The 24,241-nt window shown below is 73.6% G+C and carries 19 protein-coding genes; 6 read left to right on the forward strand and 13 right to left on the reverse strand.

Annotation, left to right across the window (positions count from 1 at the left end):
- The 4 genes from ACWEQO_RS32220 to ACWEQO_RS32235 all read right to left on the reverse strand — a co-directional run.
- Positions 1-757: XdhC family protein (locus tag ACWEQO_RS32220; protein ID WP_452986160.1), on the reverse strand; the 757-nt coding region annotated here is incomplete at its 3' end.
- A gap of 72 nt (positions 758-829) precedes the next feature.
- Positions 830-3,298 carry a xanthine dehydrogenase family protein molybdopterin-binding subunit gene (locus ACWEQO_RS32225; RefSeq protein WP_452986161.1) on the reverse strand — a complete coding sequence of 823 codons (2,469 nt, stop codon included), beginning with the start codon at positions 3,296-3,298 and terminating at the stop codon, positions 830-832.
- Positions 3,295-3,819, reverse strand: coding sequence for a (2Fe-2S)-binding protein (locus tag ACWEQO_RS32230; RefSeq protein WP_452986163.1), 525 nt, complete (start codon positions 3,817-3,819; stop codon positions 3,295-3,297). The genes ACWEQO_RS32225 and ACWEQO_RS32230 overlap by 4 nt, the downstream gene beginning before the upstream one ends.
- Positions 3,819-4,709 (reverse strand): FAD binding domain-containing protein, encoded by an 891-nt coding sequence (locus ACWEQO_RS32235; protein WP_452986164.1) that lies wholly within the window; start codon positions 4,707-4,709, stop codon positions 3,819-3,821. The genes ACWEQO_RS32230 and ACWEQO_RS32235 overlap by 1 nt, the downstream gene beginning before the upstream one ends.
- Positions 4,710-5,199: 490 nt before the next feature.
- Here ACWEQO_RS32235 and ACWEQO_RS32240 point away from each other — a divergent pair, with 490 nt between their 5' ends.
- Both ACWEQO_RS32240 and ACWEQO_RS32245 read left to right on the forward strand, forming a co-directional pair.
- Positions 5,200-6,942 (forward strand): PucR family transcriptional regulator, encoded by a 1,743-nt coding sequence (locus ACWEQO_RS32240; protein ID WP_452986165.1) that lies wholly within the window; start codon positions 5,200-5,202, stop codon positions 6,940-6,942.
- Positions 6,943-7,208: 266 nt separating this feature from the next.
- Entirely contained in the window at positions 7,209-7,976 is a 768-nt protein-coding gene (locus ACWEQO_RS32245; protein WP_361460850.1) for a hypothetical protein, read from the forward strand.
- 16 nt (positions 7,977-7,992) lie between these two features.
- Here the strand turns inward: ACWEQO_RS32245 and ACWEQO_RS32250 are convergent, their stop codons facing one another.
- The gene (locus ACWEQO_RS32250) at positions 7,993-8,850 is read right to left on the reverse strand and encodes a GntR family transcriptional regulator (RefSeq protein WP_452986166.1); all 858 of its coding nucleotides are present in this window, start codon (positions 8,848-8,850) and stop codon (positions 7,993-7,995) included.
- Between the two features lie 191 nt (positions 8,851-9,041).
- On the opposite strand from ACWEQO_RS32250, the gene ACWEQO_RS32255 reads away from it, so the two are divergent.
- Positions 9,042-9,896 (forward strand): (2Fe-2S)-binding protein, encoded by an 855-nt coding sequence (locus ACWEQO_RS32255; RefSeq protein ID WP_452986167.1) that lies wholly within the window; start codon positions 9,042-9,044, stop codon positions 9,894-9,896.
- 248 nt (positions 9,897-10,144) lie between these two features.
- Complete coding sequence (locus ACWEQO_RS32260; RefSeq protein WP_361460845.1) at positions 10,145-11,188, forward strand: DUF2637 domain-containing protein; 1,044 nt, start codon at positions 10,145-10,147, stop codon at positions 11,186-11,188.
- Positions 11,189-11,202: 14 nt separating this feature from the next.
- Here the strand turns inward: ACWEQO_RS32260 and ACWEQO_RS32265 are convergent, their stop codons facing one another.
- The 3 genes from ACWEQO_RS32265 to ACWEQO_RS32275 all read right to left on the reverse strand — a co-directional run bounded on the left by ACWEQO_RS32265 (position 11,203) and on the right by ACWEQO_RS32275 (position 15,295).
- A complete protein-coding gene (locus ACWEQO_RS32265; protein WP_361460843.1) occupies positions 11,203-11,652 on the reverse strand; it encodes an ATP-binding protein in 450 nt (149 codons plus the stop codon).
- Positions 11,653-12,238: 586 nt separating this feature from the next.
- Positions 12,239-13,981, reverse strand: a complete 1,743-nt coding sequence (locus ACWEQO_RS32270) for a pyruvate dehydrogenase (RefSeq protein ID WP_361460841.1) — start codon at positions 13,979-13,981, stop codon at positions 12,239-12,241.
- A gap of 93 nt (positions 13,982-14,074) precedes the next feature.
- Positions 14,075-15,295, reverse strand: coding sequence for a protein phosphatase 2C domain-containing protein (locus ACWEQO_RS32275; protein WP_452986168.1), 1,221 nt, complete (start codon positions 15,293-15,295; stop codon positions 14,075-14,077).
- A gap of 130 nt (positions 15,296-15,425) precedes the next feature.
- On the opposite strand from ACWEQO_RS32275, the gene ACWEQO_RS32280 reads away from it, so the two are divergent.
- A complete protein-coding gene (locus ACWEQO_RS32280; RefSeq protein WP_452986169.1) occupies positions 15,426-15,908 on the forward strand; it encodes a DUF456 domain-containing protein in 483 nt (160 codons plus the stop codon).
- Between the two features lie 30 nt (positions 15,909-15,938).
- On the opposite strand, the gene ACWEQO_RS32285 is transcribed toward ACWEQO_RS32280, so the two are convergent.
- The 5 genes from ACWEQO_RS32285 to ACWEQO_RS32305 all read right to left on the reverse strand — a co-directional run bounded on the left by ACWEQO_RS32285 (position 15,939) and on the right by ACWEQO_RS32305 (position 22,586).
- Entirely contained in the window at positions 15,939-16,529 is a 591-nt protein-coding gene (locus tag ACWEQO_RS32285) for a methylated-DNA--[protein]-cysteine S-methyltransferase (RefSeq protein WP_452986170.1), read from the reverse strand.
- Positions 16,526-17,929: a DNA-3-methyladenine glycosylase 2 family protein gene (locus ACWEQO_RS32290; protein WP_452986177.1), complete on the reverse strand. Its 1,404-nt coding sequence runs from the start codon at positions 17,927-17,929 to the stop codon at positions 16,526-16,528. The genes ACWEQO_RS32285 and ACWEQO_RS32290 overlap by 4 nt, the downstream gene beginning before the upstream one ends.
- An 80-nt stretch (positions 17,930-18,009) precedes the next feature.
- Positions 18,010-19,137, reverse strand: a complete 1,128-nt coding sequence (gene rsgA, locus ACWEQO_RS32295) for a ribosome small subunit-dependent GTPase A (protein WP_361460833.1) — start codon at positions 19,135-19,137, stop codon at positions 18,010-18,012.
- Between the two features lie 308 nt (positions 19,138-19,445).
- Positions 19,446-20,972 (reverse strand): cellulose binding domain-containing protein, encoded by a 1,527-nt coding sequence (locus ACWEQO_RS32300; RefSeq protein WP_452986171.1) that lies wholly within the window; start codon positions 20,970-20,972, stop codon positions 19,446-19,448.
- Between the two features lie 288 nt (positions 20,973-21,260).
- On the reverse strand, positions 21,261-22,586 hold the full coding sequence (locus ACWEQO_RS32305) for a radical SAM protein (protein WP_361460829.1): 1,326 nt from the start codon (positions 22,584-22,586) through the stop codon (positions 21,261-21,263).
- Between the two features lie 189 nt (positions 22,587-22,775).
- On the opposite strand from ACWEQO_RS32305, the gene ACWEQO_RS32310 reads away from it, so the two are divergent.
- Positions 22,776-24,032: an FAD-binding protein gene (locus tag ACWEQO_RS32310; protein ID WP_452986172.1), complete on the forward strand. Its 1,257-nt coding sequence runs from the start codon at positions 22,776-22,778 to the stop codon at positions 24,030-24,032.
- Positions 24,033-24,241: the final 209 nt, after the last annotated feature.

The following is a 24,241-nucleotide window of genomic DNA, read 5'->3' on the forward strand; positions in this document are numbered from 1 at the left end:
CGACGACGATCTCCTCGGCCTCCGGGAAGCGGGCCCGGGTGGCGAAGACGGCACGCGCGTCGCACACCGTGACCCGGTAGCCCAGGAACGCGCCGACCCGGACCAGGGCCGCCGCGAAGTCGACCGCCCCGAAGACAATCATCCGGGGCGGCGGGACCGCCGACTCCACGAACAGGGTCACCGGGGCGCCGCAGCGTGAACCCTCCGCGCCGATCTCCAGGGTGCCGGTGCGGCCCGCGTCCAGGAACGCGCCCGCCTCCCCCGCCACGGTGCGGTCGAGAGCCGGGCGGTCGCCGAAGCCGCCCTCGTACGAACCGTCGGGGCGCACCGTGAGCGCGCGGCCCATCAGGCCGGCGGGACCGCTCACGGTCCGCGCCACAGCCGCCGCCCCGCCCCGCGCGGCGGCGGCGAGCGCGGCGGTGAGCGCCGGGCGGGCGGGGTCCGCGGCCCGTACCGGTGTGATCAGGACGTCGATGACGCCGCCGCAGGTCAGACCGGCGGCGAAGGCGTCCTCGTCGCTGGGGCCGAAGCGTTCCAGGACGGTCTCGCCGTCCCGGAGCGCCTGCTCGCACAGCGCGTACACCGCGCCCTCCACACAGCCGCCGGAGACCGAGCCGACCGCCGTGCCGTCGGTGTCCACCGCCAGCGCGGCGCCGGGCCCGCGGGGCCCGCTGCCGGCGACCGCCACGACGGTGGCGACCGCGAAGTCGCGGCCCTGCTCGGCCCACCGGTGCAGTTCCTCGGCGATGTCCAGCATCTCTCGGCCTCCTGAGCCGGGTGCTCCGGGTGGCGCGCGCCGTGGCCGTCCGTGTGCCGCCCGGAGGGTCTGTCATGCGGTGCCGGTCAGGTGCTCCGGTCGTACCGGCGTACGGTTCAGCTCCAGCCCGGTCGCGTCCCGGACGGCCGCGAGGACCGCCGGGGTGGACGACAGTGTGGGGGCCTCGCCGACGCCGCGCAGCCCGTACGGCGCGTGGTGGTCGGCGAGTTCGAGCACGTCGACGGGGATGGTCGGCGTGTCGAGGATGGTGGGGATGAGGTAGTCGGTGAAGGAGGGGTTGCGGACCTTCGCGGTCCTCGGGTCGACGAGGATCTCCTCCATGACCGCCACGCCCAGCCCCTGGGCGGTGCCGCCCTGGATCTGGCCGATGACGGACAGCGGGTTGAGCGCCTTGCCGACGTCCTGCGCGCAGGCCAGTTCGATCACCTTGACCAGGCCGAGCTCGGTGTCGACCTCGACGACGGCGCGGTGCGCGGCGAACGTGTACTGGACGTGTCCGTTGCCCTGGCCGGTGCGCGGGTCGAAGGGTTCGGTCGGCCGGTGCCGCCACTCCTCCTCCACCTCGACGGCCTCGTCGCCGAGGACGTCCACCAGGTCGGCGAGGACTTCGCCGCCGTCGGTGACCACCTTGCCGTCCTCCAGCAGGAGTTCGGCCGTCGCCCACGCCGGGTGGTAGGAGCCGAGCCGGCGCCGGCCGAGTTCGAGCACCCGCTCGCGGACGAGTTCGCAGGCGTGGCGCACGGCGCCTCCGGTGACATAGGTCTGCCGGGAGGCGGAGGTCGAACCGGCCGAGCCCACCCGGGTGTCGGCCGGGTGGATGGTGACCTGGACGACGCCGAGTTCGGTGCGGGCGATCTGGGCGTGGACGGTGACACCGCCCTGTCCGACCTCCGCCATCGCGGTGTGCACGGTGGCCACGGGCCGCCCGCCGACCACCTCCATCCGCACGCGTGCGGTGGAGTAGTCGTCGAAGCCCTCGGAGAAGCCGACGTTCTTGATGCCGACCGCGTAGCCGACGCCGCGGACGACGCCCTCGCCGTGGGTGGTGTTGGACAGGCCGCCCGGCAGCCGGCGTACGTCGACGCCCTCGCTGCTCTCCCACTGCCGCTCGGGCGGCATCGGCATCGCCTTGACGCGGCGCAGGAGTTCGGCGACCGGCGCCGGGGAGTCGACCCGTTGTCCGGTGGGCATGACCGTGCCCTGCTCCATCGCGTTGAGCTGTCTGAACTCCACCGGGTCCATGCCCAGTTCCCGCGCCAGCTTGTCCATCTGCGCCTCGTAGGCGAAGCACGCCTGGACCGCGCCGAAGCCGCGCATGGCGCCGCAGGGCGGGTTGTTGGTGTAGAGGGCGAGGCCCTCGATCTCGACGTCGTCGACCCGGTAGGGGCCGACGCCGAGGGAGGTGGCGTTGCCGACCACGGCCGGGGAGGCGGAGGCGTACGCGCCGCCGTCGAGCACGATGCGGCACTTGACATGGGTCAGTCTGCCGTCGCGGGTGGCGCCGTGCTCGTAGCGGAGTGTGGCCGGGTGGCGGTGGACGTGGCCGAAGAAGGACTCGAAGCGGTTGTAGACGATCTTGACGGGCTTGCCGGTGCGCAGGGCGAGCAGGCAGGCGTGGATCTGCATGGACAGGTCCTCGCGGCCCCCGAACGCGCCGCCGACGCCGGACAGGGTCATCCGCACCTTGTCCTCGGGCAGGCCGAGGACGGGCGCGATCTGGCGCAGGTCGGAGTGGAGCCACTGGGTGGCGACGTAGAGGTGGACGCCCCCGTCCTCCTCGGGGACGGCGAGTCCCGACTCGGGTCCGAGGAAGGCCTGGTCCTGCATGCCGAAGGTGTACTCGCCCTCGACGACGACGTCCGCCCGCTCGCGGGCCCGTGCCACGTCGCCGCGCACGATCGGCTGGCGGTGGACGATGTTGGGGTGGGGGACGTGGGCGGAGATGGGCGTCCCCCCTGGGCCGGAGCCCGTCGGAGGCCCTTGGGGGAGGTCCTGCCGGTTCTCGTGGACGAGGGGCGCGTCGGGGGCGAGCGCGGAGGCCTCGTCGGTGACGACCGGGAGTTCGCGGTACTCGACCCTGATCCTGGCGGCGGCGCGGCGCGCGGTCTCCGGGTGGTCGGCGGCGACCACGGCGACGGGTTCGCCGTGGTGGCGGACCTTGCCGTGGGCGAGGACGGGGGTGTCCCGGATCTCCAGGCCGTAGTTCTTCACCTCGGTCGGCAGGTCGTCGTGGGTCAGGACCGCGTACACGCCCGGCAGTGCGAGGGCCTCGGAGGTGTCGATCGACACGATCTCGGCGTGCGCGAGCGTGGAGCGCAGGATCTGGCCCCAGAGCATGTCCTCGTGCCACAGGTCGGAGGAGTACGCGAACTCGCCGGTGACCTTGAGGAGGCCGTCGGGGCGCAGGGTGGACTCCCCGATGCCGCCCCTGGTCCGCGCGCCCTGGGTGAGGGCGGTGGGCGCACCGAGGGGGGTGACGGCGGCCGGTCCGGGCGCCGTTGCGGGCTCGTGGGCGGTCATCCGCGGGTCCCCTCGGACTGGCGGGCGGCCGCGAGGCGGACCGCGTCCATGATCTTCTCGTAGCCCGTGCAGCGGCACAGGTTGCCCGACAGCGCCTCGCGGATGTCCGCGTCGCTCGGGCTGGGGTTGCGCTCCAGCATCTCGTCGGCGGCGACCAGCAGGCCCGGGGTGCAGAAGCCGCACTGGACGGCGCCGGCGTCGATGAACGCCTGCTGGACCGGGGCGAGTCCGGCGCTTTCCCGGTGTTCGGCGCCGGCGCCGCCGAAACGCTGCCGGGCGAGGTCCGCCAGCCCCTCGACCGTGACGACGTCACGGCCCTCCACCTGGCCCGCCGCGACGAGGCAGGAGCACACCAAGACGCCGTCCAGGCGCACCGTGCAGGAGCCGCACTCGCCCTGTTCGCAGGCGTTCTTGGAGCCGGGCAGGCCGAGCCGCTCGCGCAGCACGTACAGCAGGGACTCGCCCTCCCACACGTCGTCGGCCTGCCGGCGCCGTCCGTTGACGGTGAAGTCGATACGCATCACGCGGCTCCCTCGGTGCTCCGGCGGGCGCCGCGGTACGACTCCCAGGTCCAGGTCAGCGTGCGGCGGGCCATGACGCCGACGGCGTGCCGGCGGTACTCCGCGGTGCCCCGGACGTCGTCGATCGGGTTGCAGGCGGCGGCGCACAGGGCCGCGAACTGCCGGACCACGGACGGGGTGACGGTCTTCCCGTTGTCCCAGAAGCCGCCCTCCTCGAGCGCCGCGTTCAGGAACTCCTCGGCGGCCGTGGCGCGTACGGGGGTGGGCGCCGCGGAGCCGATGCCGGTGCGGACCGTGCGGGTCCCCGGGTGCAGGGCCAGGCCGAACGCGCACACGGCGATGACCATCGCGTTGCGGGTACCGACCTTGGAGAACTGCTGGGGGCCGTCGGCCTTCCTGATGTGCACGGCGCGGATCAGTTCGTCCGGCGCCAGCGCGTTGCGCTTCACTCCGGTGTAGAAGGCGTCGATCGGGATGCGGCGGGACCCGCGCACCGACTCGGCCTCGACCTCGGCGCCGGCGGCGAGCAGCGCCGGGTGGGCGTCGCCCGCCGGGGAGGCGGTGCCGAGGTTGCCGCCGACCCCGCCGCGGTTGCGGATCTGCGGGGAGGCGACCGTGTGGGAGGCGAGGGCGAGACCCGGCAGCTCGGCCCGCAGGTGCTCCATGATCCTCGAGTACGGGACGGAGGCGCCGAGCCGTACGGTGTCCGCGCCGACCTCCCATTCGGCGAGGTCGGCGATGCGGTTGAGGTCCATGAGGTACTCGGGTCTGCGGTGGTCGAAGTTGATCTCGACCATCACATCGGTGCCGCCCGCGATCGGTACGGCGGTGGGGTGCTCGGCCTTCGCGGCGAGCGCCTCCTCCCAGCCGGCTGGGCGAAGGAAGTCCATGACCGACTCTCTTCTTCGTCTCGTGTCGGGTGCGTCGAGTTGTTCCTCCCGTGAGTCGTACGGGATCGAACCGGTCCGTGTCCGGCGGGCCCGGCTCGTTCGTGGGGGATTCACTCGGAGTGCGCCTCAGTACACCGTCCGTTGCTCCACCCGGGTCAGTCACGGAAGCCATGAAGGAGTTGGCTGGCCAGCGCAATCATCTTGTAGATTCATATGAACGAAGGGCTTCAGCGGTCTCGACGACTTCGGCGATCCCGGTGATCCTCATGTCTTCCTCCAGGAACAGCGGATCCGGAGGACCCGGAGGACACGGAGAGCGCTCTTCCGGTAACCGGCCGACCGCGACCGATCGGCCGACCGCCGGACGCCGCACCGCGGAACCCCCTCCACGGCCCATCGTAGGCACCGACCCACACGTCGAGGACGCATCGACGTACATGACGCACACATCCACGCACACATCGACACAAAGGAAACGGCGGCGACGAGAATGCGGCTGCGCGCACTGCTGGAGACCGACGCGCTGGGCCTCAGGCTGCTCGGCGGCGAGGACGAGCTGGACCGCACCGTGCACGGGGTGATGACCACCGACCTCAAGGACCCCAGCCGCTACCTCTCGGGCGGGGAACTGGTGCTCACGGGCCTGGCCTGGCGCCGGGACCCCGCCGACTCGGAACCGTTCGTACGGCGCATGGTGCGGGCGGGGATCGCCGCCCTGGCGGCCGGTGAGGCCGAGCTGGGCGACATCCCGGACGACCTGATCGCGGCCTGTGCGCGGCACCGGCTGCCGCTGTTCGCGGTGCACGAGTCGGTGGCCTTCGCGACCGTCACCGAGCACGTCGTGCGGAAGGTGTCCGGCGAGCGGGCCGGGGACCTCGCGGCCGTGGTGGACCGGCACCGGCGGATGATGACGTCGGGCCCGGCGGGCGGCGGCCCGGACGTGGTGCTCGATCTGCTCGGCACCGACCTGGACCTGCGGGCGTGGGTGCTCTCGCCCACCGGGCGGCTGATCGCCGGCTCGAAGGCGGCGGGGCCGGGGCTGCCCGCGGGCGTGGGCGCACGGCTCGCGGCGGAGCACCTGGCGGCCGCGCGCTCCGGCCGGCCCGGACCGCACCGGGTGACCCTGGACGACCGGACCACGTACAGCCTCTTCCCGGTGCGCGGCGGCGGGCACCCCCCGCTGACCGCGCGGACCCCGCACGACGGGCGGGACGCCTCCGGACCCCCGGACGGCCCGGACGGCTCGGACGGCTCGGACGACCGGGGCGCGGTGCTGTCGGACTGGCTGCTGGCGGTCGAGGCGGATGCCGCGGACTGGGCCGGGGAACGGCTGGACCTGCTGCACGGCGTCACCCAGCTGATCGCGGTCGAGCGGGACCGCCGGGACGCGGCGCGCACGGTGCGCCGTCGGCTCGCGCACGAGGTGCTGGAGCTGGTCCAGGCGGGAGCCGCGCCGGCCGAGGTCGCGGCCCGGCTGCGGGTGGCGGCGCCGGTGCTGGTGCCCGGGCTCGGGACCGCACCGCACTGGCAGGTGGTAGTGGCCCGGGTCGACCGGGACGGCGGCGGGGCCGAGGGCGGTCCGGCCACGCAGGCGCTGCTCGAGGAGATCCTGGCCGATCCGGCGTCGACGGGGCCCGAGCAGTCCGACCGGCTCGCGGTGGCGCACACCGGGGAGGAGGCGATCGCACTCGTCCCGCTGCCGGCCGCGGCGGGCGAGCACGAGGGCTCCGACGGGAACGGGATCCTCGCGGAGACCCTGCTGGAGTCCGTACGGGGCCCGCTGACGGCCGGTCTGGACGGCGACGGGCGGCTCACGCTCGGGGTCAGCGCGGCCGTGCACTCGGCGGAGGGGCTGCGCGGGGCACTGGAGGAGGCGCGGCACGCGCGGCGCGTGGCCGCGGCCCGTCCGGGCCGGGTCTGCGCGGCCGGCCACCACGAGCTGGCCTCGCACGTCCTGCTGCTGCCCTTCGTCCCCGACGACGTACGCCGGGCCTTCACCGCCCGCCTCCTGGACCCGCTGCGGGAGTACGACCGGCGCCACCGCGCCGAGTTGATCCCCACCCTGGAAGCCTTCCTGGACTGCGACGGCTCCTGGACCCGCTGTGCCTCCCGGCTGCACCTGCACGTCAACACCCTGCGCTACCGGGTGGGCCGCATCGAGCAGCTGACGGGACGTGACCTGTCCCGCCTGGAGGACAAGCTGGACTTCTTCCTGGCCCTCCGCATGAGCTGACGGCGGGCCGCCGACGAGCTGACGGCGGGCCGCCGAAGGGAGCCGGAGCCGCCCGGGGCGGGGCGGGGGTGGCGTGCGGCGGATCCGCGCGCCGGTGGGGACTCGCGGGCGCCGTCGGGGAGTTGCCCGTTCCCGCCCGCCGGTCCAGGACTTTGTGAAATCCTTCACCCACCCTCTTGGCCCGGCCCCGTTGTTCGTGCTGAGATGCGGCCACCACTCAACAGCTCGAAGGCGTGCTCGGGGAGGGCAACGTGGCGCATACCGCCATGTCTGGTAACGGAACGACCGCTGGTGACGATCCCCTCCAGACCGCGGTATGGCGGCTGCGCTCACGCGCCTGCTGGGTCGACGCCGCCGCCCTGCTCACTCCGGTGTCCCCGGCCACCGCGCTGCAGCGGGCGTCGCTCCTGGTGGAGCGGTGCCTGTACACCGAGGCGGGGTGGGAGGAGGCCGAGGACGCGCTGCGCACGGCCGAGGCTTTGGCCGACAGCGACGACGAGCGGGGCGCCGCCGCTTGTGAACGCGGGTACTTGGCCTACGCCGCCACCCTGTTCGGGGTGCGGGACCGGGCGGACGAGGCACGGGCCGCGCTCGGCCGGGCGGCGGCGCTGATCCCGCCGGGGGCCGCGGCGCGGGCGCTGCTGGACTTCCGGCGCGGGCTGATCGCCGAGAACCTGACCCGGTCCCCGCAGTCGGCGCGCGCCGCGTACCACCGCGCCCACGCCGGCGCCACCGCGCACGCCGATCCGCTGCTGCTCTCCGGCACCTGGCGTCACCTCGCCGGACTCGCCCTGAGGGAGGGCGAGTTGGCGGAGGCCCGGCACGGCTTCGCCGAATCGCTGCGGATCCGCGAGGAGCTGGGCTATCTGGTCGGCACGGCCCCGGCCCTGGTCTCCCTCGCCGAGACGGAGACCGACCCGGAGGCGTCCCGCCTGCGGGAGGAGGCCCGGCGCCTGTTGCGCCTGCTCGGCGGGGTCCCCACCTGGCTGTCCCGCCAACTGGCCCCGCCGGCGCCGGGGGCGGCCCAGGCGTAGCGGCGTCCCGGTGTGCTCAGAGCGTCCCGGTGAAGTGGTCCTCCACCAGTGACCGCACCGCCTCCGCGTCGCCCGCGATCAACGCGTCCAGCAGGGCGGTGTGTTCGTGGGCGTCGGCCACCAGTCGCCCCGCCCCGCCCCGGGCTCCGGGGGCGGAGCCGATCAGGGGCCACTGGGCACGGCGGTGCAGGTCCTCGGCAATCCGGAGCAACTGCTCGTTGCCGGCCAGGGCGAGCACCGCGCGGTGGAAGGCGCGGTCGGCCTCGGCGTACGTGGCGCGGCAGCCGGAGGAGGCGGCGCGGATCGTGGCCTCGGCGAGGGGGCGCAGTTCGGCCCAGCGGTCGGCGGACACCGTACGGGACAGCCGCAGCACCACCGGGATCTCGATCAGCGCCCGGACCTCGGTCAGTTCGGCCAGTTCCCGGTCGCCCCGCTCCACGACCCGGAACCCCCGGTTCGGCACCACCTCGACCGCGCCCTCCAGGGTGAGTTGCTGCATGGCCTCGCGGACCGGTGTCGCGGAGACCCCGAACCGCTCGGCCAGCACCGGCGCGGAGTACACCCCGCCGGGCCGCAGATCACCCGTCACCAGGGCGGTGCGCAGCGCGGCGAGGATCTGCCCGCGCACGGAGGACCGCTGGACGGGCCGTCGGGGCAGGGGAAGGGCCGGTTCGCCGTGCGTGTGCTCACCGCGTACGCCGTCGGCCCCGGTACTGCCGGGCACGGCGGCGCCGGTCCCCTCGCGCCGCGGCCGGTTCCGCGGCCGGCCCACGTCCTCCGCGCCGGGCTGGGTGGGCACCCCGGCCCTGCCCGCGGCGCCCTGTCCGGTCCCCGTGTCGTCCACCCCGACAAAGCCCTTCGCGCCCTGCCTCACCGGGTCCTCCTCCGGATGTGTCGGTACTTGGGGTCATTACGGCGGCTTGTCACTCGCTCGTCAAGAACCTTAAGGGCACCGGGGCCCCCGGTTCACATCCCGGCACTCTTAGGTAAGGTGAGGCTTACCTTTATCGACCCGGTGTCGGGCGGACGTCGGTCCGGCCCGACGTGACGTGCAGGGGTGGTCCCATGGCAGTGCCCGGTTCGGCCGTCGCGGACGCGTACGCCCGCCTGGCGGAGGTCTTCCCGGCACTCGACGTCACCGAACTCGCCGCCGGCGAGGAGACCCCCCGGGGCGGCGCCTGGGTCGCCGCCGACGCGCTGGCCGAAGGGGACGCCGGGAGCGCGCTGGACGCCTTCCTGGCCTGGGACGAGAACCAGATACTGCGGGACTACGAGCAGCGGGCCCGCCCGGACGTGGTCGCCAGTTTCGGCCTGCACCGCTACGCCTGGCCCGCCTGCCTGCTGATCACCGTGCCGTGGTTCCTGCACCGCCGCGTGCCGCGCTACCCCGTGACGCACGTCTCCTTCGACCGCACCGCCCCCGGACTCGCCGTGGGCCGCATGGCCGTACGACCGGACACCTTCGCCTGCCTTCCCGGCGACCCGGCGGCCTCACTGCCCGGCGCCCGCGTGGTGCCGGACGAGGAGGCGCTGCGGGCCGAGGTGCGGACCGCCGTCGCCGAGCACCTCGGCCCCGTACTGACGGGCTTCGGTCCCCGGATGCGGCGGCGCGGCCGCGCCCTGTGGGGCATGGCGACCGACGAGATCGTGGAGAGCCTGCGGTACGTCGGCCAATTGCTCGGCGAGGAGGAACGGGCCCTGCGGGAGCTGGAGCTGCTGCTGCCCGGCGCGACCGGGCCGTACGTCGGCGCGGCGGGGTTCCGCCGGGTGCGCGGGCCCGGGGGCGAGCCCACGCACACCCGGGACCGGATCAGCTGCTGCATGTTCTACACCCTGCGCCCCGCGGAGATCTGCGCCACCTGCCCACGCACCTGCGGGGGCGCGAAGTCCGCCACCAGGCAGCTCGCGAAGGTCGGTTGACGCCGCGAAGGTCACGGGCCATTCACAATTCCCCCACTTGTCGCGGGAACTCTCCACGGAACCACTCGTACGGGTAGTCTCAGTCGAACCCAACTCCCGCGATCCAAGCGTCAGTTCGAGCAGAACGACGTCCTGGGTGCCCCCTCGCGTTCCGATGGCCGCCACTTGCCCCGAAATCCCCTGGGGGACGGTGGGATTGGGCCACTATGGCGGGCGTTACGCCCTATCCCAATGCAAGGGACCCCTAGATGAGACTGACCGATATATCGCTGAATTGGCTGCTTCCGGGCGCCGTGCTGCTTCTGGGCGTGTTGGCGGCGGTGGCGGTGCTCGCACGCGGCAAGCGCTCCTCGGTCAAGGACACGAGTGCGGACGACTCGTGGGAGCGCAGCGAGGAGCGCCGCAGGCGCAAGGAGGCCGTCTACGGCACCGTCTCCTACGTCCTGCTGTTCTGCTGTGCGGCGGTGGCGGCGGCGCTCTCCTTCCACGGCCTGGTCGGCTTCGGTGAGCAGAACCTCGGCCTGTCCGGCGGCTGGCAGTACCTCGTCCCCTTCGGTCTGGACGGCGCGGCGATGTTCTGCTCGGTGCTCGCCGTGCGCGAGGCGAGCCACGGTGACGCGGCGCTCGGCTCCCGCATACTCGTGTGGACGTTCGCGTTCGCCGCGGCCTGGTTCAACTGGGTGCACGCACCCCGGGGCATCGGACACGCGGGCGCCCCGCACTTCTTCGCGGGCATGTCCCTGTCGGCGGCCGTGCTGTTCGACCGCGCGCTGAAGCAGACCCGCCGGGCCGCCCTGCGTGAACAGGGCCTGGTGCCACGCCCGTTGCCGCAGATCCGTATCGTCCGCTGGCTGCGGGCCCCCCGTGAGACGTACCGTGCCTGGTCGCTGATGCTCCTGGAGGGCGTGCGCAGCCTGGACGAGGCGGTCGAGGAGGTGCGCGAGGACCAGCGCCAGAAGGACGAGACGCGACGGCGCAGGCGCGAGCACGAGCGGGTGGAGCGGGCGCGGCTGAAGGCGATCAGCCGCGGCCACCGCGGTGCGCTGGGCCGGGGCGCCGGTCACCCGGTGGAGACCCCGACGGTGGAGCGGGCCGACGACATGGCCTCCGCGGAGCCCGTCATACCGGCGCCGGAGGCCCTGCCGATGCGCGCGCGCCCCTCCCTCCAGCCGGTGCGCGGCGGTTCCGACCCGGTGACCGTCGACCTCACCGCGGAGGACGACACCCAGGCACTGCCGCGCCTGGACTCCCTGGAGCGCAAGCTCAAGGACCTGGAGCAGCAGTTCGGCTGACGGTCGACGGCGCGTCAGGCGGCGTCCGCGTCGAGCTCGAACCAGACCGCTTTGCCCACCGCGTGCGCCCTGATCCCCCACGCGTCGGCGAGGGACTCGACCAGCACCAGCCCCCGGCCGTGCGTACCGTCCCCTGCGTCCGGTACTCGCGGCCGGGGCTCGTGCTCCACGAAGTCCCGCACCTCGACCCGTAGTCCACGGGGTCCGACGGTGGCGGTGAGGACCGCCGCCCGGTCGGTGTGGACCAGCGCGTTGGTGACGAGTTCGGTGGTGAGCAGCTCGGCCGTCTCCGACTGTCCGGGGCTGCCCCAGTGTCTGAGCAGTTCTCGCAGGTCGTGGCGGGACTCGGGCACCGCCCGCAGGTCCGCGCGTCCCAGCCGGCGTCTCAGCTGTGCCGCCGGGGTCCGCTCCCCGTCGCCGTCGGCCGTCTCCTCCACGGTCGTCACCCGGGTCCTCCCGGCCATGCCCGGACCGCCCCCTCGTGCCTGCCTTCTCATGGCCCCCGCCCACGTCGTGGTGTCGATTCCCCCCTGCGGCTCGAACAGGTCCATGGGAATCCATGCCCCGCCACCCGTGCGCCGAGTCGTGCGGCGTGGTCAAGGCCGGTTATTGGCCGAACTTCAACGGCCACCCACGTGTTCGGGGGCGTCCGCACGGTGCTGCCGGTCCGGGTGACCGGCAGCACCGGCCCCGCCCCGGGCAACGCCTACGCCATGGGCCCGGACGTGGCCCGGCCCCTCCCCCGCGCGGTCACCGGGAACGGCGCCGGTGCGCCGGTCCCGGTGGTCCGCACGCTCCACCGGGTCTCCGCGACGGACCCGGAGGTACCGCAGGTCACCGCCCGGACCGTGAACTGCGACCGCCGCCGGCGCCTGGTGCCGGACCGGCCCTCGGCCGGCCGCTCCGGCGCCGTGCGGATCCACGACCGGGGCCGTCCGTTCCGCACCAGCGGCATCGAGGGCCCGCCCCGCTACGCGTACGAGACCGAAGCCCGCCGCCGGACACCCCGGGCGGGCTGGATCCCGTGCGGCCCGATCCGGCGGGCAGGCCTCACGGCCGGGGCACGTTGCGCAGGTTGGAACGCGCCATCTGGAGCATCCGGCCGACCCCGCCGTCCAGCACCATCTTCGACGCGGACAGCGCGAAGCCGCTCACCATCTCGGCGCTGATCTTCGGCGGGATGGACAGCGCGTTGGGATCGGTGACGACGTCGACGAGGGCCGGACCCTTGTGCTCGAACGCCGACTTGAGGGCATCGGCGAGTTCCTTCGGCTTCTCCACCCGCACCCCGTGCGCGCCGCAGGCACGGGCGACGGCGGCGAAGTCGGGGTTCTTCATGGCGGTTCCGTGCGAGGGCAGTCCGGCGACCAGCATCTCCAACTCGACCATGCTGAGCGAGGAGTTGTTGAAGAGCACCACCTTCACCGGCAGGTCGTACTGGACGAGGGTGAGGAAGTCCCCCATGAGCATGGTGAATCCGCCGTCCCCGGACATCGACACGACCTGCCGGCCCCGGTCGACGAACTGCGCCCCGATCGCCATCGGCAGCGCGTTCGCCATCGAGCCGTGGGAGAACGAGCCGATGACCCGGCGGCGGCCGTTGGGCGAGATGTAGCGGGCCGCCCAGACGTTGCACATCCCGGTGTCGACGGTGAACACCGCGTCGTCGTCAGCGAGTTCGTCCAGCACGGAGGCCACGTACTCGGGATGGATCGGCACGTGCTTCTCGACCTTCCGGGTGTACGCCCTCACCACCCCCTCCAGTGCGTCCGCGTGCTTCTTCAGCATCCGGTCGAGGAACGTGCGGTCGTCCTTGGCCTTGACCCTCGGGGTCAGACAGCGCAGCGTCTCCCGTACGTCGCCCCACACCGCGAGGTCCAGTTTCGAGCGGCGGCCGAGGTTCTCGGGCCGCACGTCGACCTGGACGATCTTCACGTCGTCGGGGAGGAAGGCGTTGTACGGGAAGTCGGTGCCGAGCAGGATCAGCAGGTCGCACTCGTGGGTGGCCTCGTAGGCGGCTCCGTACCCGAGCAGCCCGCTCATGCCGACGTCGTACGGGTTGTCGTACTGGATCCACTCCTTGCCGCGCAGGGCGTGCCCGACCGGGGACTTGATCTTCTGGGCGAACTCCATGACCTCGGCGTGCGCGCCCTGCGTTCCGGCGCCGCAGAAGAGGGTGACCTTCCCGGCCGCGTCGATCATGTCGACGAGCCGGTCGATCTCGGCGTCGCCGGGCCGGACCGTGGGCCGGGAGGTGACCAGGGCGGTCTCGACTGCCTTCTCCGGGGCGGCGTGGTCGGCGATGTCGCCGGGCAGGGTGACGACGCTGACCCCGGAGCGACCCACCGCGTTCTGGATGGCGGTGTGCAGCAGCCGGGGCATCTGCTGGGGGCTGGAGATCATCTCGCTGTAGTGGCTGCACTCGCGGAACAGCTGGTCGGGATGGGTCTCCTGGAAGTAGCCGAGGCCGATCTCGCTGGACGGGATGTGCGAGGCGAGGGCGAGGACCGGGGCCATGGACCGGTGGGCGTCGTAGAGCCCGTTGATGAGGTGGAGGTTGCCGGGCCCGCAGGAGCCGGCGCAGGCGGTGAGCCGGCCGGTGATCTGGGCCTCGGCACCGGCGGCGAAGGCGGCGGTCTCCTCGTGCCGGACGTGGACCCAGTCGATGGCGGAGTTGCGGCGCACGGCATCGACCACGGGGTTGAGGCTGTCGCCGACGACGCCGTAGAGGCGCTTGACTCCCGCGCGGGTCAGGATGTCGACGAACTGTTCCGCGACGTTCTGTTTGGCCATGACTCTCGGGTGCCCCTTCGGTGTCCGTGAATCCCTCGGGCGTGCGGGCTTCTGGCTCTCCCTCCGGGTTCCATGAATTCACACCCGTCGTGCTCACGCCTCCCAGACGGCGACGGCCGTACGGTCGTCCGCGTATCCCTCGACCCGTGCCTGGGTGTCGGTGAGGAAGGCGGCGAGGCCCGGCGGTTCGGGGCGGGACCACCGCTCGGCCAGGTGGGCTCGGAGCTGTCGCTCGCCGCGCAGCGGATCGGCGAGGCCCGTGCTGCACAGCAGGAGGGTGTCACCCTTCCGGGCTACGGAGGTACGGAAGCGGAAGGGTTCGCGCGGGGGTCCGGGGGCGGGCTCGTAGGGGCTCGGGGGTGTCGGGATGCCGAGGTCCATGGTGAGCCGGTCGCCCTCGGGGGTCTCGGAGGGCGGCGAGCCGAAGCCCATCACGGCCCCTCCCCTGGCCTCGGCGGCCTTCGGTTCGATGTCCTGCCACGCGCCGTCCCGCAGCCGGAACAGGCCTCCGGCGCCGACTCCGAAGAACACCCGGGTACGGCATTCGGGGTCGGCGGGCAGCAGGAGGCAGCGCAGGGTGACCCCGTACGCCTCGGGCTCGAGGCCCTGTTCGGCGGCGCCCGCGCGGAGTCTGCCGAGGGTGCGGTCGGTGAGGCGGTGCAGTCCGGACTTGAGTTCGCCGCGCCGGGCGGCCCTGATGTCCTCGGCGAGGCGGGAATGGCTGAGGCCCACCGCCTCGCCCATCCACCGGCAGGCCTCGGCGGCCGCGCGGTGCGCGCCAGGGGTGGTCCGCAGGCCGGTCGCGACCGCCGCCAGCACCAGCGCCCGGTCCCCGCTGCCGAACCGGGCGGTCAGCAGGGCGTCCCGGCGCGGTTCGCCCCGGTGGCGCGCGAAGTCGCCCCGCACGGAGGCGGTCCGCAGGGTGCAGGCCCCGTACCGGGCGCCGTCCAGCACGGTGTCCGGGACCAGGTCGTCCAGTGCGTGGGGGTCGGCGGCGGGCAGCGCGGTGGGTTCGGCGTCGTGGACGGGCGGCCGAGGGCCCCCGCGGCCGCGCGGTGCCGGCGGCGCTTCGGCGGGGCGGGCGGGACGCGGGGCCCGCGGGACATGCGGGGCACGGGGGTCGGCGGGGGTGGGCGTGGCCTCGGCGGCGGGCTCGGCCGGTCTCTCGTTCACCGTGCCGGCCGCGGAGTCGAAGCGGTCGTCGAGGGAGTCGGCCGCGGGCGCGGAGCCCGTGTCGTCGCCGGCCTCGGCGTCGTACAACTGCCCCCACCAGTCGTCCTGGTGGCCGGCGGAACCGCCCCCCTGCTCACTCATACCCTCAATTCTCCACCGCGAGGGCCCGGGGGAAACGGGGCATCAGGAAATCCGTCCCCGGCGGGAGGGCGCGGTGCGGGTCCGGCGCGCCCGGTCTGCGCCTTCTGCCGTCCTCCGGCACCCTGAACAGATGGGAGCGTGGGACCTCCTGCTGGCCGGACTGGTGATCCTGCTCGGCCTGTGCGGAGTGCTGCTGCCCGGGGTGCCGGGGTCGTGGCTGGTGTGGGCCGGGATCCTCTGGTGGGCCCTGCAGGACCCGCGGCCCGTGGCGTGGTGGGTGCTCGTCGGGTCGACCGCCGCCCTGCTCCTCTCCCAGGTGGTCCGCTGGACGCTGCCGCCCCGCCGGCCGCGGGCCGACGGGACCGCGGGGCGGGTGCGGGCGTACGCTGGCGCGGGGTCGTTCCTCGGCTTCGTCCTGGTGCCCGTGCTGGGCTCCGTCCCGGGCTTCGTGGCCGGGATCTACGCCGGCGAGCGGATCCGCCTGGGCGGCCACGGCGACGCGGCCGCGGCGACGCGTACGGCGATGCGCGCGGGCGGCTGGCGCCTGCTGACCGAACTGTTCACCTGCCAGCTGGTCACGGCGGCCTGGCTCGGCGCGGTGTTCTGGGGCTGAGTTCCCCTCCCCGGACACGACGGGCCCCGGCTACGGACGGAGCACTCCTTCGTGGGTGAGCAGGCGCACCTTGCGGTCCAGGCCGCCCGCGTATCCGGTCAGCGTCCCGTCGGCGCCGATCACCCGGTGGCAGGGGCGCACGACCAGCAGCGGGTTGGCGCCGATCGCGCCGCCCACGGCCCGTACGGCGGCCCGGGAGGCGCCGATCCGGGCGGCGATCTCGCCGTACGACACGGTCGACCCGTAGGGGACCTCGTCGAGCGCGGCCCAGACCTTCTCCCGGAAGGGGGTGCCGGCGGTGTGCAGGGGCAGCCGGAATTCCCTCAGCTCACCGGCGAAGTACGCGGCGAGCTGTTCCTCCGCCGCGCGGAACGGTCCCGGGTCCTGCCGCCCGTCTTCCGGCACACCGCGACCGCCCTTCTGGCCGGGCACGGAGAGCGAGGTGAGCCGCCCGTCCGGTCCGGCGGTGAGGAGCAACGGCCCGAGCGGACTCGGCACGCTCGTCCAGTACGGGTGCGGGGTGCTCGTCGTCACGATCGCCGTGGTCGGCGTGTTCGCCGTGGTCGCCGTGGTCGGCGTGGTCGCCGTGGTCGGTGTGGTCGGTGTGTTCGTCGTGGTCATCGGTACTCCAACTCCCCTGCCGCGCGCAGGTGGTTCAGTGCGTACGAGCGCCATGGGCGCCAGCTGTCGGGCAGCTCCGGGCCGGGCGGAGCCACGTCCGGGTCGCCGAGGGCACGGGTGCGGATCTCGGCGATGGTACGGGCGTCCAGGCCGGGAACGGCGCGCAGGGCGTCCGCGGTGTCGTCCCGGTCGGCGCCGGGGTCGAGGCGTACGGTGCCGTCCGCGAGGGCGGCGGTGAGCGCGCCCAGGGCGCCGCCGGGTTCGGCCTCGGCGAGGACGGCCGGTTCGGGGAAGAGGTGGGTGAGGCCGTCGCAGGGGGCGTCGAGCCTCTTGCCGTACCGCTGGACCAGCCGGGCGGCCTCCTCGCGGCCCACCAGGGCCCGTACCGCGGGTTCCTCCGGGTCGGCGGTGCCCGGTGAGCGCAGTCCGGGCCGGGCGGCGACCAGCGGGGCGAGCCGCGCGTCGGCGCCGAGCCGTTCGTCCACGGCGTACGGGTCCGCGTCCAGGTCGAAGAGGCGGCGCAGCCGCTGTACGGCGGTGGTCAGGTCCCGGAGGTCGGTCAGGTGGATGCGGGCGTCGAGCCAACCGCCGGGGCGGGCCGCGGAGCCGGTGCGCGTGGTCCCGGGACGTTCGTCGACGGCGGTGACGCCGATGCCGTACGGGAGGCGCAGGGTGCGTCGGTAGATGCGGGCGCCCGGGGTTCCGGTGACCTCCTCGACGCCCGGGACGGCCTCGCGTTCCAGCAGGTCGAAGACGGGGCGGACCTGGTACGGGCCGCGGTGGGCGAGCCGCACGGGGATGCCCGCCGTGGGGGCGGCCGTGCGGCGGGCGGCGGCCCGGCCGCCGGGTGCGGTGGCGCGCAGTGCGGTGGGGGTCATGGCGTACACGGACCGGACGGTGTCGTTGAACTGCCGCACGCTGGCGAACCCGGCGGCGAAGGCGATCTCGGTGATCGGGAGCCCGGTGGTCTGCAGCAGCACGCGCGCGGTGTGCGCGCGCTGCGCGCGGGCGAGGGCGACGGGCCCGGCGCCCAGTTCTCCGGTGAGCTGGCGCTGCACCTGGCGGGCGCTGTACCCGAGCCGGACGGCCAGTCCGGCGACGCCCTCGCGGTCGACCACCCCGTCGGCGATCAGCCGCATCGCCCGGCCCACCACGTCGGCGCGCACGTTCCACTCGGCGGAGCCGGGGACCGCGTCCGGACGGCACCGCCGGCAGGCCCGGAATCCGGCGCCCTGCGCGGCGGCGGCGGTCGCGAAGAACCGCACGTTGCGTCGTTTCGGTGTGACGGCGGGGCAGCTGGGACGGCAGTAGATCCCGGTCGTCCCGACGGCGAAGAAGAACGCGCCGTCGAACCGTCCGTCCCGGCTGCGCACCGCCTCGTACCTGCTGTCCTCGTCCATCACACCGTCCAGTCTCCGCCGGCCGGGGCAGCCCGGCTGGCGGAAATCGGACAGGGAGGTGCGGGGGGCGCGCCGACGAATCAGCGCAGACGGCCCCGCTTCGCCTCCATCGCCGCCTTGCCCATCGCGCCCTTCCGCTTCCACTCCTTGCGGATCTCCGCGCGCAGCCGTGCGTCGGTCTTGGCGACGATGCGCTGGTTCTCCCGCAGCAGCTTGCGGTAGCTCTCGAGGCGGCGTTCCGGCAGGACGCCCGTCTCGACGGCCTCGAGGACCGCGCACCCCGGTTCGCTCCCGTGCGCGCAGTCGTGGAAGCGGCAGCCTCCGGCCAGCTCCTCGATCTCGGAGAACACCTGGCCGACGCCGCTGCCGGCGTCCCAGAGCCCGACGCCCCGCAGGCCCGGGGTGTCGATGAGGACTCCCCCGCCGGGCAGGGCGAGCAGGTTGCGGGTGGTGGTGGTGTGGCGGCCCTTGCCGTCGACCTCCCGGGCCGCCTGGACGTCCATCACGTCCTCGCCGAGGAGCGCGTTGGCCAGGGTGGACTTGCCCGCACCCGACACGCCGATCAGTACCGACGTACCGCCGGAGACGACCGCGGCGAGGACGTCCACCCCCTCGCCGTCTCGGGCGCTGACGGCGAGCACCGGGACGCCGGGCGCGGTGGTCTCCACGTCCTGGACCAGATGGGCCCGGGTCACCGCGTCCGGCACCAGGTCGGCCTTGGTGAGCACGACCACCGGCTGCGCCCCGGACTCCCAGGCGAGGGCGAGGAACCGTTCGATCCGCGCCAGGTCCAGCTCACCGGCGAGCGAGACGGCGACGACGGCGTGGTCGACGTTGGCGGCGAGGATCTGTCCCTCGGACCGCTCGGAGGAGCTGGAGCGCACGAAGGCGGTGCGCCGCGGCAGGTACGCCCGTACGTAGCGCGGGGTGTGACCCTCCGGATCGACGGCGACCCAGTCCCCGGTGCACACGACCCGCAGGGGGTCGTGCGGGGTGACGAACGCGGTGTCGGCCCGGACGGTCCCGTCGGCGGTGACCACGTCGCACTGCCCGCGGTCGACCCGCACCACGCGCCCGGCCACCAGTCCTTCGGCCGCGTAGGGGGTGAACGCGTCGGCCCACGCCTCGTCCCAGCCGTAGGCGGCCGGCACGGGGGAGGTGAAGGAGATGGAAGAGGCGGAAGAGGTGAAAGAAGAGGTGGAGCTCAAGGGGTGACCCTTCGCAAGGGTGGCCCCGGCGGCCGCGCGGACGCGCGGAACGGAAAGGTGAGGTCAGCCGGTGGCCACGGAGATGAAACGGATGGATTCCTGGATGCGGGCGGCGCCCGTCGCAAAGACAGCCATCGGTCACACCTCCTGTCCCTCGCTCGATCCGGCGGCAGCGGACCGCGGCGCGTGCGCGCGCCGCTGGTGTGCTGCGGCCCTCACTGTAGGGAACCACCGGCCCGGGGCGCCACCTATTTGACGGGCGCCTTCGACGGGCGCCCCGGACACCCGGGGCTTCGGGCCGGGTCGCGTCACCCGGTCGTGCAGGAGTGGCCGTTGAGGGTGATGTCGGAGGGCGGGGAGTTCGTGCCGTTCCAGGAGGCGATGAAGCCGAAGGCGAGCTTCCCGCCGGCGGGGACGGTCTTGTTGTAGTCGGCGGCGGTGGCGGTGACGCGGGGACCGTTCTGGCTGACGTCGGCGTCCCACATCTGGGTGACGTGCTGGCCGTCCTCGAAGGTGAAGGCCACGCGCCAGGAGTCGAGGGGTTCCGTCGTGGCGACGGTGACGGTGGCCTGGAAGCCGGCGGGCCACTGGTTGACCAGGTCGTACGCGGCGTGACAGACGGCCGGCCGACTGGACGCGGTGGTGCGGGGCGCGGTGGGGGCGGCGGGGGCGGTGGCGGTGGTGCTGCCCTGGGGTTCGGGGTCGGGGTCGGGCTTCGCCGGGTCCTGAGGGCCTTCGGAGGACGGCTGCAGGGTGCCGGAGGGGGCGGGGCCGGAGCCGGTGGCGGAGGAAGAGGCGGAAGCGGAGGCGGAGGGAGCGGGGGCCGCGGGCGGGTACGGGCCCGGGTCGGCCACCGGTCCGGGGTCGGTGCCGGTGCGGATCGCGCTGTCGGCGTCCGTGCCGCCGAACGGCATCAGGGAGACGGCGAGGGCGAGGCCGGACACCAGGACGGCGGCGACCAGCAGCCCGTTGCGGGTGGCGCGCGCCCGGCCGGTCGCGTCGGCCGGGTCGCCGCCCGCGTCGGGGCCGTCGGGGCGGCCGGGGCCGAGCCGCGCCTCGGCCGCGCGGCGGCGGCGCTCCAGGTAGGCCAGGCCGCCCCAGCCGAGGACCCCGCCGGTGAGGGCGCCGGGCAGCCCGCCGCCGTGCAGCCGGAGGCAGGCCGCGGCCTCGGCGCAGCGTACGCAGGTGGCGAGGTGTTTGGAGAGGTCATCGGGGGTGTCGGCGGCGGGTGAGCGGGTGACGGCGTCCAGCAGCCGGGCGTAGCTGCGGCACTCCGCGTCCATCGGGGAGTCCAGGTGGTTGCGGTGGCACCGGTCCCGGAAGAAGCCGCGGACCTGGGCGAGTTCGTCGGCGGCGGTGGCGGCGTCGAGACCCAGCCGGCGGGCCACCAGGGGCAGCGGGAGGGACTCCGCCTCGGCCAGCCACAGCAGTTCGGCGTCGGCCTGCTGCAGATCGCGCAGTCCGCGCAGGGCGACCGGGCGCGACAGTGGCGGGCCGGTGAAGCGGGCGGCGTTCTCGGAGTGGAGCCACAGCCGCAGGTCGGGATCGAGCCGGTGTCCCTGTCCGCCCTCCTCCCAGGCCGCCGCGGTGGTGCGAACGGCGGTCAGCAGCAGGGGTATTCGGGGCAGCCTGGACGAGCGGCGGCCGGCCGCGCGTACGGTGGTCGCCTCCGCTTCGCGCACCTCGCGTATGCCCTGGGCGAACGCCTCGCGCGCCAGTTGCGCGGCGGCGGTGGAGCCGGCCGTGCACAGGTCGGCGTAGGAGAGCACCGCGTCCCAGCACTCGGAGAACAGTGCCGCCTCGGTGGCGTCCTGGGGGGCCGGCAGGTCGGGCATGACTCTCCTGCATCAACGAACTAGGTCAACTAGGGACATTGGCAAAGCAGTTGGGGGAAACCGCGGGGGCGATGGACGAGCTTTTCACGCTGCCGCCACAACTGACAAGCGCTGTCTCCGCTTAGTGCGCCACGGCGCCCGTTCACGCCCGCGCACGCCCCCTCGGGCACCCTACGCAAGAAGGGCCGGAACCGTCTCGGTTCCGGCCCTCTCGGCCTTGCTCAAAAGGTCCTCGGGATCGAGGATCCTCGGGCTCAGGGACCCTGGGGTCCTCGTGCCCGGAAGGGCTCACCCCTCGACGGGCGTCTGCTCCGGGAGGCTGTCCATGAAGGAGCTGACGGAGAACACCGCGCGGCCGGGTCCGGGCGGGCCGTAGCCGGGGGGCGAGGCGAGGCCGAACTCGTCCATCGTGGCGCGGTACGCCTCGAGCAGCCGGATGTGGTACTCCAGCGGCGCTCCCTGCGGGTTGGCCTTGCCGAGCGGGGTCGTCGGCTCGGGGCACCAGGTGGTGAAGCGGGGCGTGATGCCGTGCGACATGAAGAAGCGCAGGCCCTCGGTGGTCGAGGCGATGGCCTCGTCGACGGTGGTGAAGCCGAACGGCTCGGACATCTCCACGCCCGCCACGAAGTTGGGGATGACGTTGCGCGCGCCGAAGACGTCCGCGGAGTCCAGGATGCGCTTGTGCCACTCGTCGCGGCCGACGTAGCGCTCCTTGCCCGGGCAGTACATCTTGAACAGGTACTCGTCCCACACCTCGTAGTTGGGGTGGTAGATCTGCACGCCGTAGTCCTTGAAGCGCTGCACGTCGTCCTTGGGCAGCGCCTGGGCGACGACCTTGCCGATCCAGCGGCCGGGGAAGCGCTCCTCGATGGCCTTGGCGTAGTGCCCGTAGAAGTCGGCCTCGTCACGGCCGGCGACCGTCTTGGTGATCGCGCCGCCGGTGAGGGTGTAGGCGGTGGACGCCTTCGCCGTGTCGTACCGGTCGATGATCTCCAGGGCCTCGAGGACCTCCTCGACGTCCTTGACCCCGGTGTAGGGGCGGCCGGCCGCCTTGTGCTGGCGCCAGTTGTGGTTGATGTCGCAGTACTGGCACTCCTCCTTGGCGCCGAAGTACTGGCAGACCCGGAAGACGGTCAGGTAGATCAGGTAGCCCCACTGGATGGTCGGGGCCACCTCCATGACGGACTTCCCGTTGGAGAGGGTGTGCCGGTAGTACTCGGGCATCGGCGGCACGCCGACGTCGGCGATGCGCTTCCCGTCGAGGTAGAGGCCGAGCACGCCGTCCTCGTTCGCGGCGACCCGGTACGGGGAGGCCGGGTTCACCCGGACGGAGACGACCGTGCGGCGCAGGTCGTAGGGGCCGCCGGTGAGGATGATCTCCTCGGGCGGGCGCCGCAGCGCGGCCTCGCCCAGCTCGGGCAGCGTGCCGTGGTCGAAGGAGAAGATGAAGTACGACTTCGGCTTGACCTCGCCCTTCTCGTTGTCGCTGAGGGCGGACGGATCGAAGGCGATACCGCCCCGGAGCAGGTCCTCCTTGAAGACGGCCTCGCGCGGCACATGCGGGAACCGCTCCATCAGATCCTCGACCAGCGCGGTACGGCTGCCGCTGCCCATCCCGTGTCTCCTTCCGGCTCGGACGTACGACTCCCGGCTCGGACGTACGACTCCTCACGGTATGCCCCCGCCCCCCTCGGGTGTGCAACCGGGTCCGGCGAACGGACCGGCGGCCCCCGGCATCGGCGCCGGTCGGCGCGGTGATGTGATGTCCCCGACACGCTCGACGACTCGGGGAGGGGCCGCCGCATGACCGGGACCGTGACCAACTGGGCCGGCAACATCACGTACGCCGCCGAGGAACTGCACCGCCCGCCCACCCTGGACGCGCTGCGCGCGCTGGTCGCCGGCGGCTCCCGGGTGCGGGTCCTGGGCAGCGGGCACTCCTTCAACGAGATCGCCGAGGCCGGTGCGGACGGCGTCCTGCTCTCCCTGGACGCGCTGCCCCCGCAGATCGACGTGGACACGACCGCCAGGACGGTCCGGGTCGGCGGTGGCGTGCGGTACGCCGAGCTGGCCCGGCAGGTGCACCGGCACGGGCTGGCGCTGGCGAACATGGCGTCGCTCCCGCACATCTCGGTGGCCGGCTCGGTCGCCACCGGCACGCACGGCTCCGGTGTCGGCAACGGCCCGCTCGCCTCGTCCGTGCGCACGGTGGAGCTGGTCACGGCGGACGGCTCGACGGTACGGATCGACCGCGGGGACGAGGCCCGGTTCGGCGGGGCGGTCACCTCGCTCGGGGCGCTCGGTGTGGTCACCGCGCTCACCCTGGACCTGACGCCCGCCTACGACGTCGAGCAGCATCTGTTCACCGAGTTCCCGCTGGCCGGGCTGGACACCGCCACCTTCGAGGAAGTGATGTCGGCCGCGTACAGCGTGAGCCTGTTCACCGACTGGGTCGCGCCGGGCTTCCGGCAGGTGTGGGTGAAGCGGCGTACGGACCAGCTGCTGCCGGACTTCCCCTGGGCTGTGCCCGCGACCGAGAAACTGCACCCCGTGCCCGGCATGCCGGCGGTCAACTGCACGGAGCAGTTCGGGGTGCCGGGGCCCTGGCACGAGCGGCTGCCGCACTTCCGCGCGGAGTTCACCCCGAGCAGCGGGGCGGAACTGCAGTCGGAGTACCTGCTGCCGCGCCGGTTCGCCCTCGACATGCTGCACGCGATCGACGGGATCCGGGAGACCGTCGCCCCCGTGCTGCAGACCTGCGAGGTGCGGACGGTGGCCGCCGACAGCCAGTGGCTCAGCCCCTGCTACGGCCGGGACACCGTGGCCGCCCACTTCACCTGGGTGGAGGACACCCCGGCCGTGCTGCCCGTGGTGCGGCGGCTGGAGGAGGCGCTGGCGCCCTTCGAGGCGCGACCGCACTGGGGGAAGGTGTTCACCACGCCAGCGGCCGACCTGCGCGCCCGCTACCCGCGGCTGGACGACTTCCGGACCCTGGCCCGGACCCTGGACCCCGGAGGGAAGTTCACCAACACGTTCGTCCGGGACGTCCTGGGCGAGTGAGCGACCGAGCGACTGGAACCGACTTCATGAAGCCCCTTTCCGAACCCCGCCCGCCGACCCCGAGATCACCGGCGAGGAGTGGATGTCCTTCCCGCCCGACATCCGGTGGGGCTCCATCACCGAACCGTTCGACGATCCCACGGTCGCCTTCACCGAGAAGGCGATGAAACCCCTGGCCCTGCGCGAACACACCCACCAGCAGGTCAGGG

This window comes from Streptomyces sp. NPDC004051 (genome assembly GCF_053604275.1).

What these genes read in the sequence shown, in the direction of transcription:
- ACWEQO_RS32225 (WP_452986161.1), bottom strand. Translation starts at nt 3,298, where the DNA reads ATGACCGCCCACGAGCCCGCAACGGCGCCCGGACCGGCCGCCGTCACC.
- ACWEQO_RS32230 (WP_452986163.1), bottom strand. Translation starts at nt 3,819, where the DNA reads ATGCGTATCGACTTCACCGTCAACGGACGGCGCCGGCAGGCCGACGAC.
- ACWEQO_RS32235 (WP_452986164.1), bottom strand. Translation starts at nt 4,709, where the DNA reads ATGGACTTCCTTCGCCCAGCCGGCTGGGAGGAGGCGCTCGCCGCGAAG.
- ACWEQO_RS32240 (WP_452986165.1), top strand. Translation starts at nt 5,200, where the DNA reads ATGCGGCTGCGCGCACTGCTGGAGACCGACGCGCTGGGCCTCAGGCTG.
- ACWEQO_RS32245 (WP_361460850.1), top strand. Translation starts at nt 7,209, where the DNA reads ATGTCTGGTAACGGAACGACCGCTGGTGACGATCCCCTCCAGACCGCG.
- ACWEQO_RS32255 (WP_452986167.1), top strand. Translation starts at nt 9,042, where the DNA reads ATGGCAGTGCCCGGTTCGGCCGTCGCGGACGCGTACGCCCGCCTGGCG.
- ACWEQO_RS32260 (WP_361460845.1), top strand. Translation starts at nt 10,145, where the DNA reads ATGAGACTGACCGATATATCGCTGAATTGGCTGCTTCCGGGCGCCGTG.
- ACWEQO_RS32265 (WP_361460843.1), bottom strand. Translation starts at nt 11,652, where the DNA reads ATGGCCGGGAGGACCCGGGTGACGACCGTGGAGGAGACGGCCGACGGC.
- ACWEQO_RS32270 (WP_361460841.1), bottom strand. Translation starts at nt 13,981, where the DNA reads ATGGCCAAACAGAACGTCGCGGAACAGTTCGTCGACATCCTGACCCGC.
- ACWEQO_RS32275 (WP_452986168.1), bottom strand. Translation starts at nt 15,295, where the DNA reads ATGAGTGAGCAGGGGGGCGGTTCCGCCGGCCACCAGGACGACTGGTGG.
- ACWEQO_RS32280 (WP_452986169.1), top strand. Translation starts at nt 15,426, where the DNA reads ATGGGAGCGTGGGACCTCCTGCTGGCCGGACTGGTGATCCTGCTCGGC.
- ACWEQO_RS32285 (WP_452986170.1), bottom strand. Translation starts at nt 16,529, where the DNA reads ATGACCACGACGAACACACCGACCACACCGACCACGGCGACCACGCCG.
- ACWEQO_RS32290 (WP_452986177.1), bottom strand. Translation starts at nt 17,929, where the DNA reads ATGGACGAGGACAGCAGGTACGAGGCGGTGCGCAGCCGGGACGGACGG.
- ACWEQO_RS32300 (WP_452986171.1), bottom strand. Translation starts at nt 20,972, where the DNA reads ATGCCCGACCTGCCGGCCCCCCAGGACGCCACCGAGGCGGCACTGTTC.
- ACWEQO_RS32305 (WP_361460829.1), bottom strand. Translation starts at nt 22,586, where the DNA reads ATGGGCAGCGGCAGCCGTACCGCGCTGGTCGAGGATCTGATGGAGCGG.
- ACWEQO_RS32310 (WP_452986172.1), top strand. Translation starts at nt 22,776, where the DNA reads ATGACCGGGACCGTGACCAACTGGGCCGGCAACATCACGTACGCCGCC.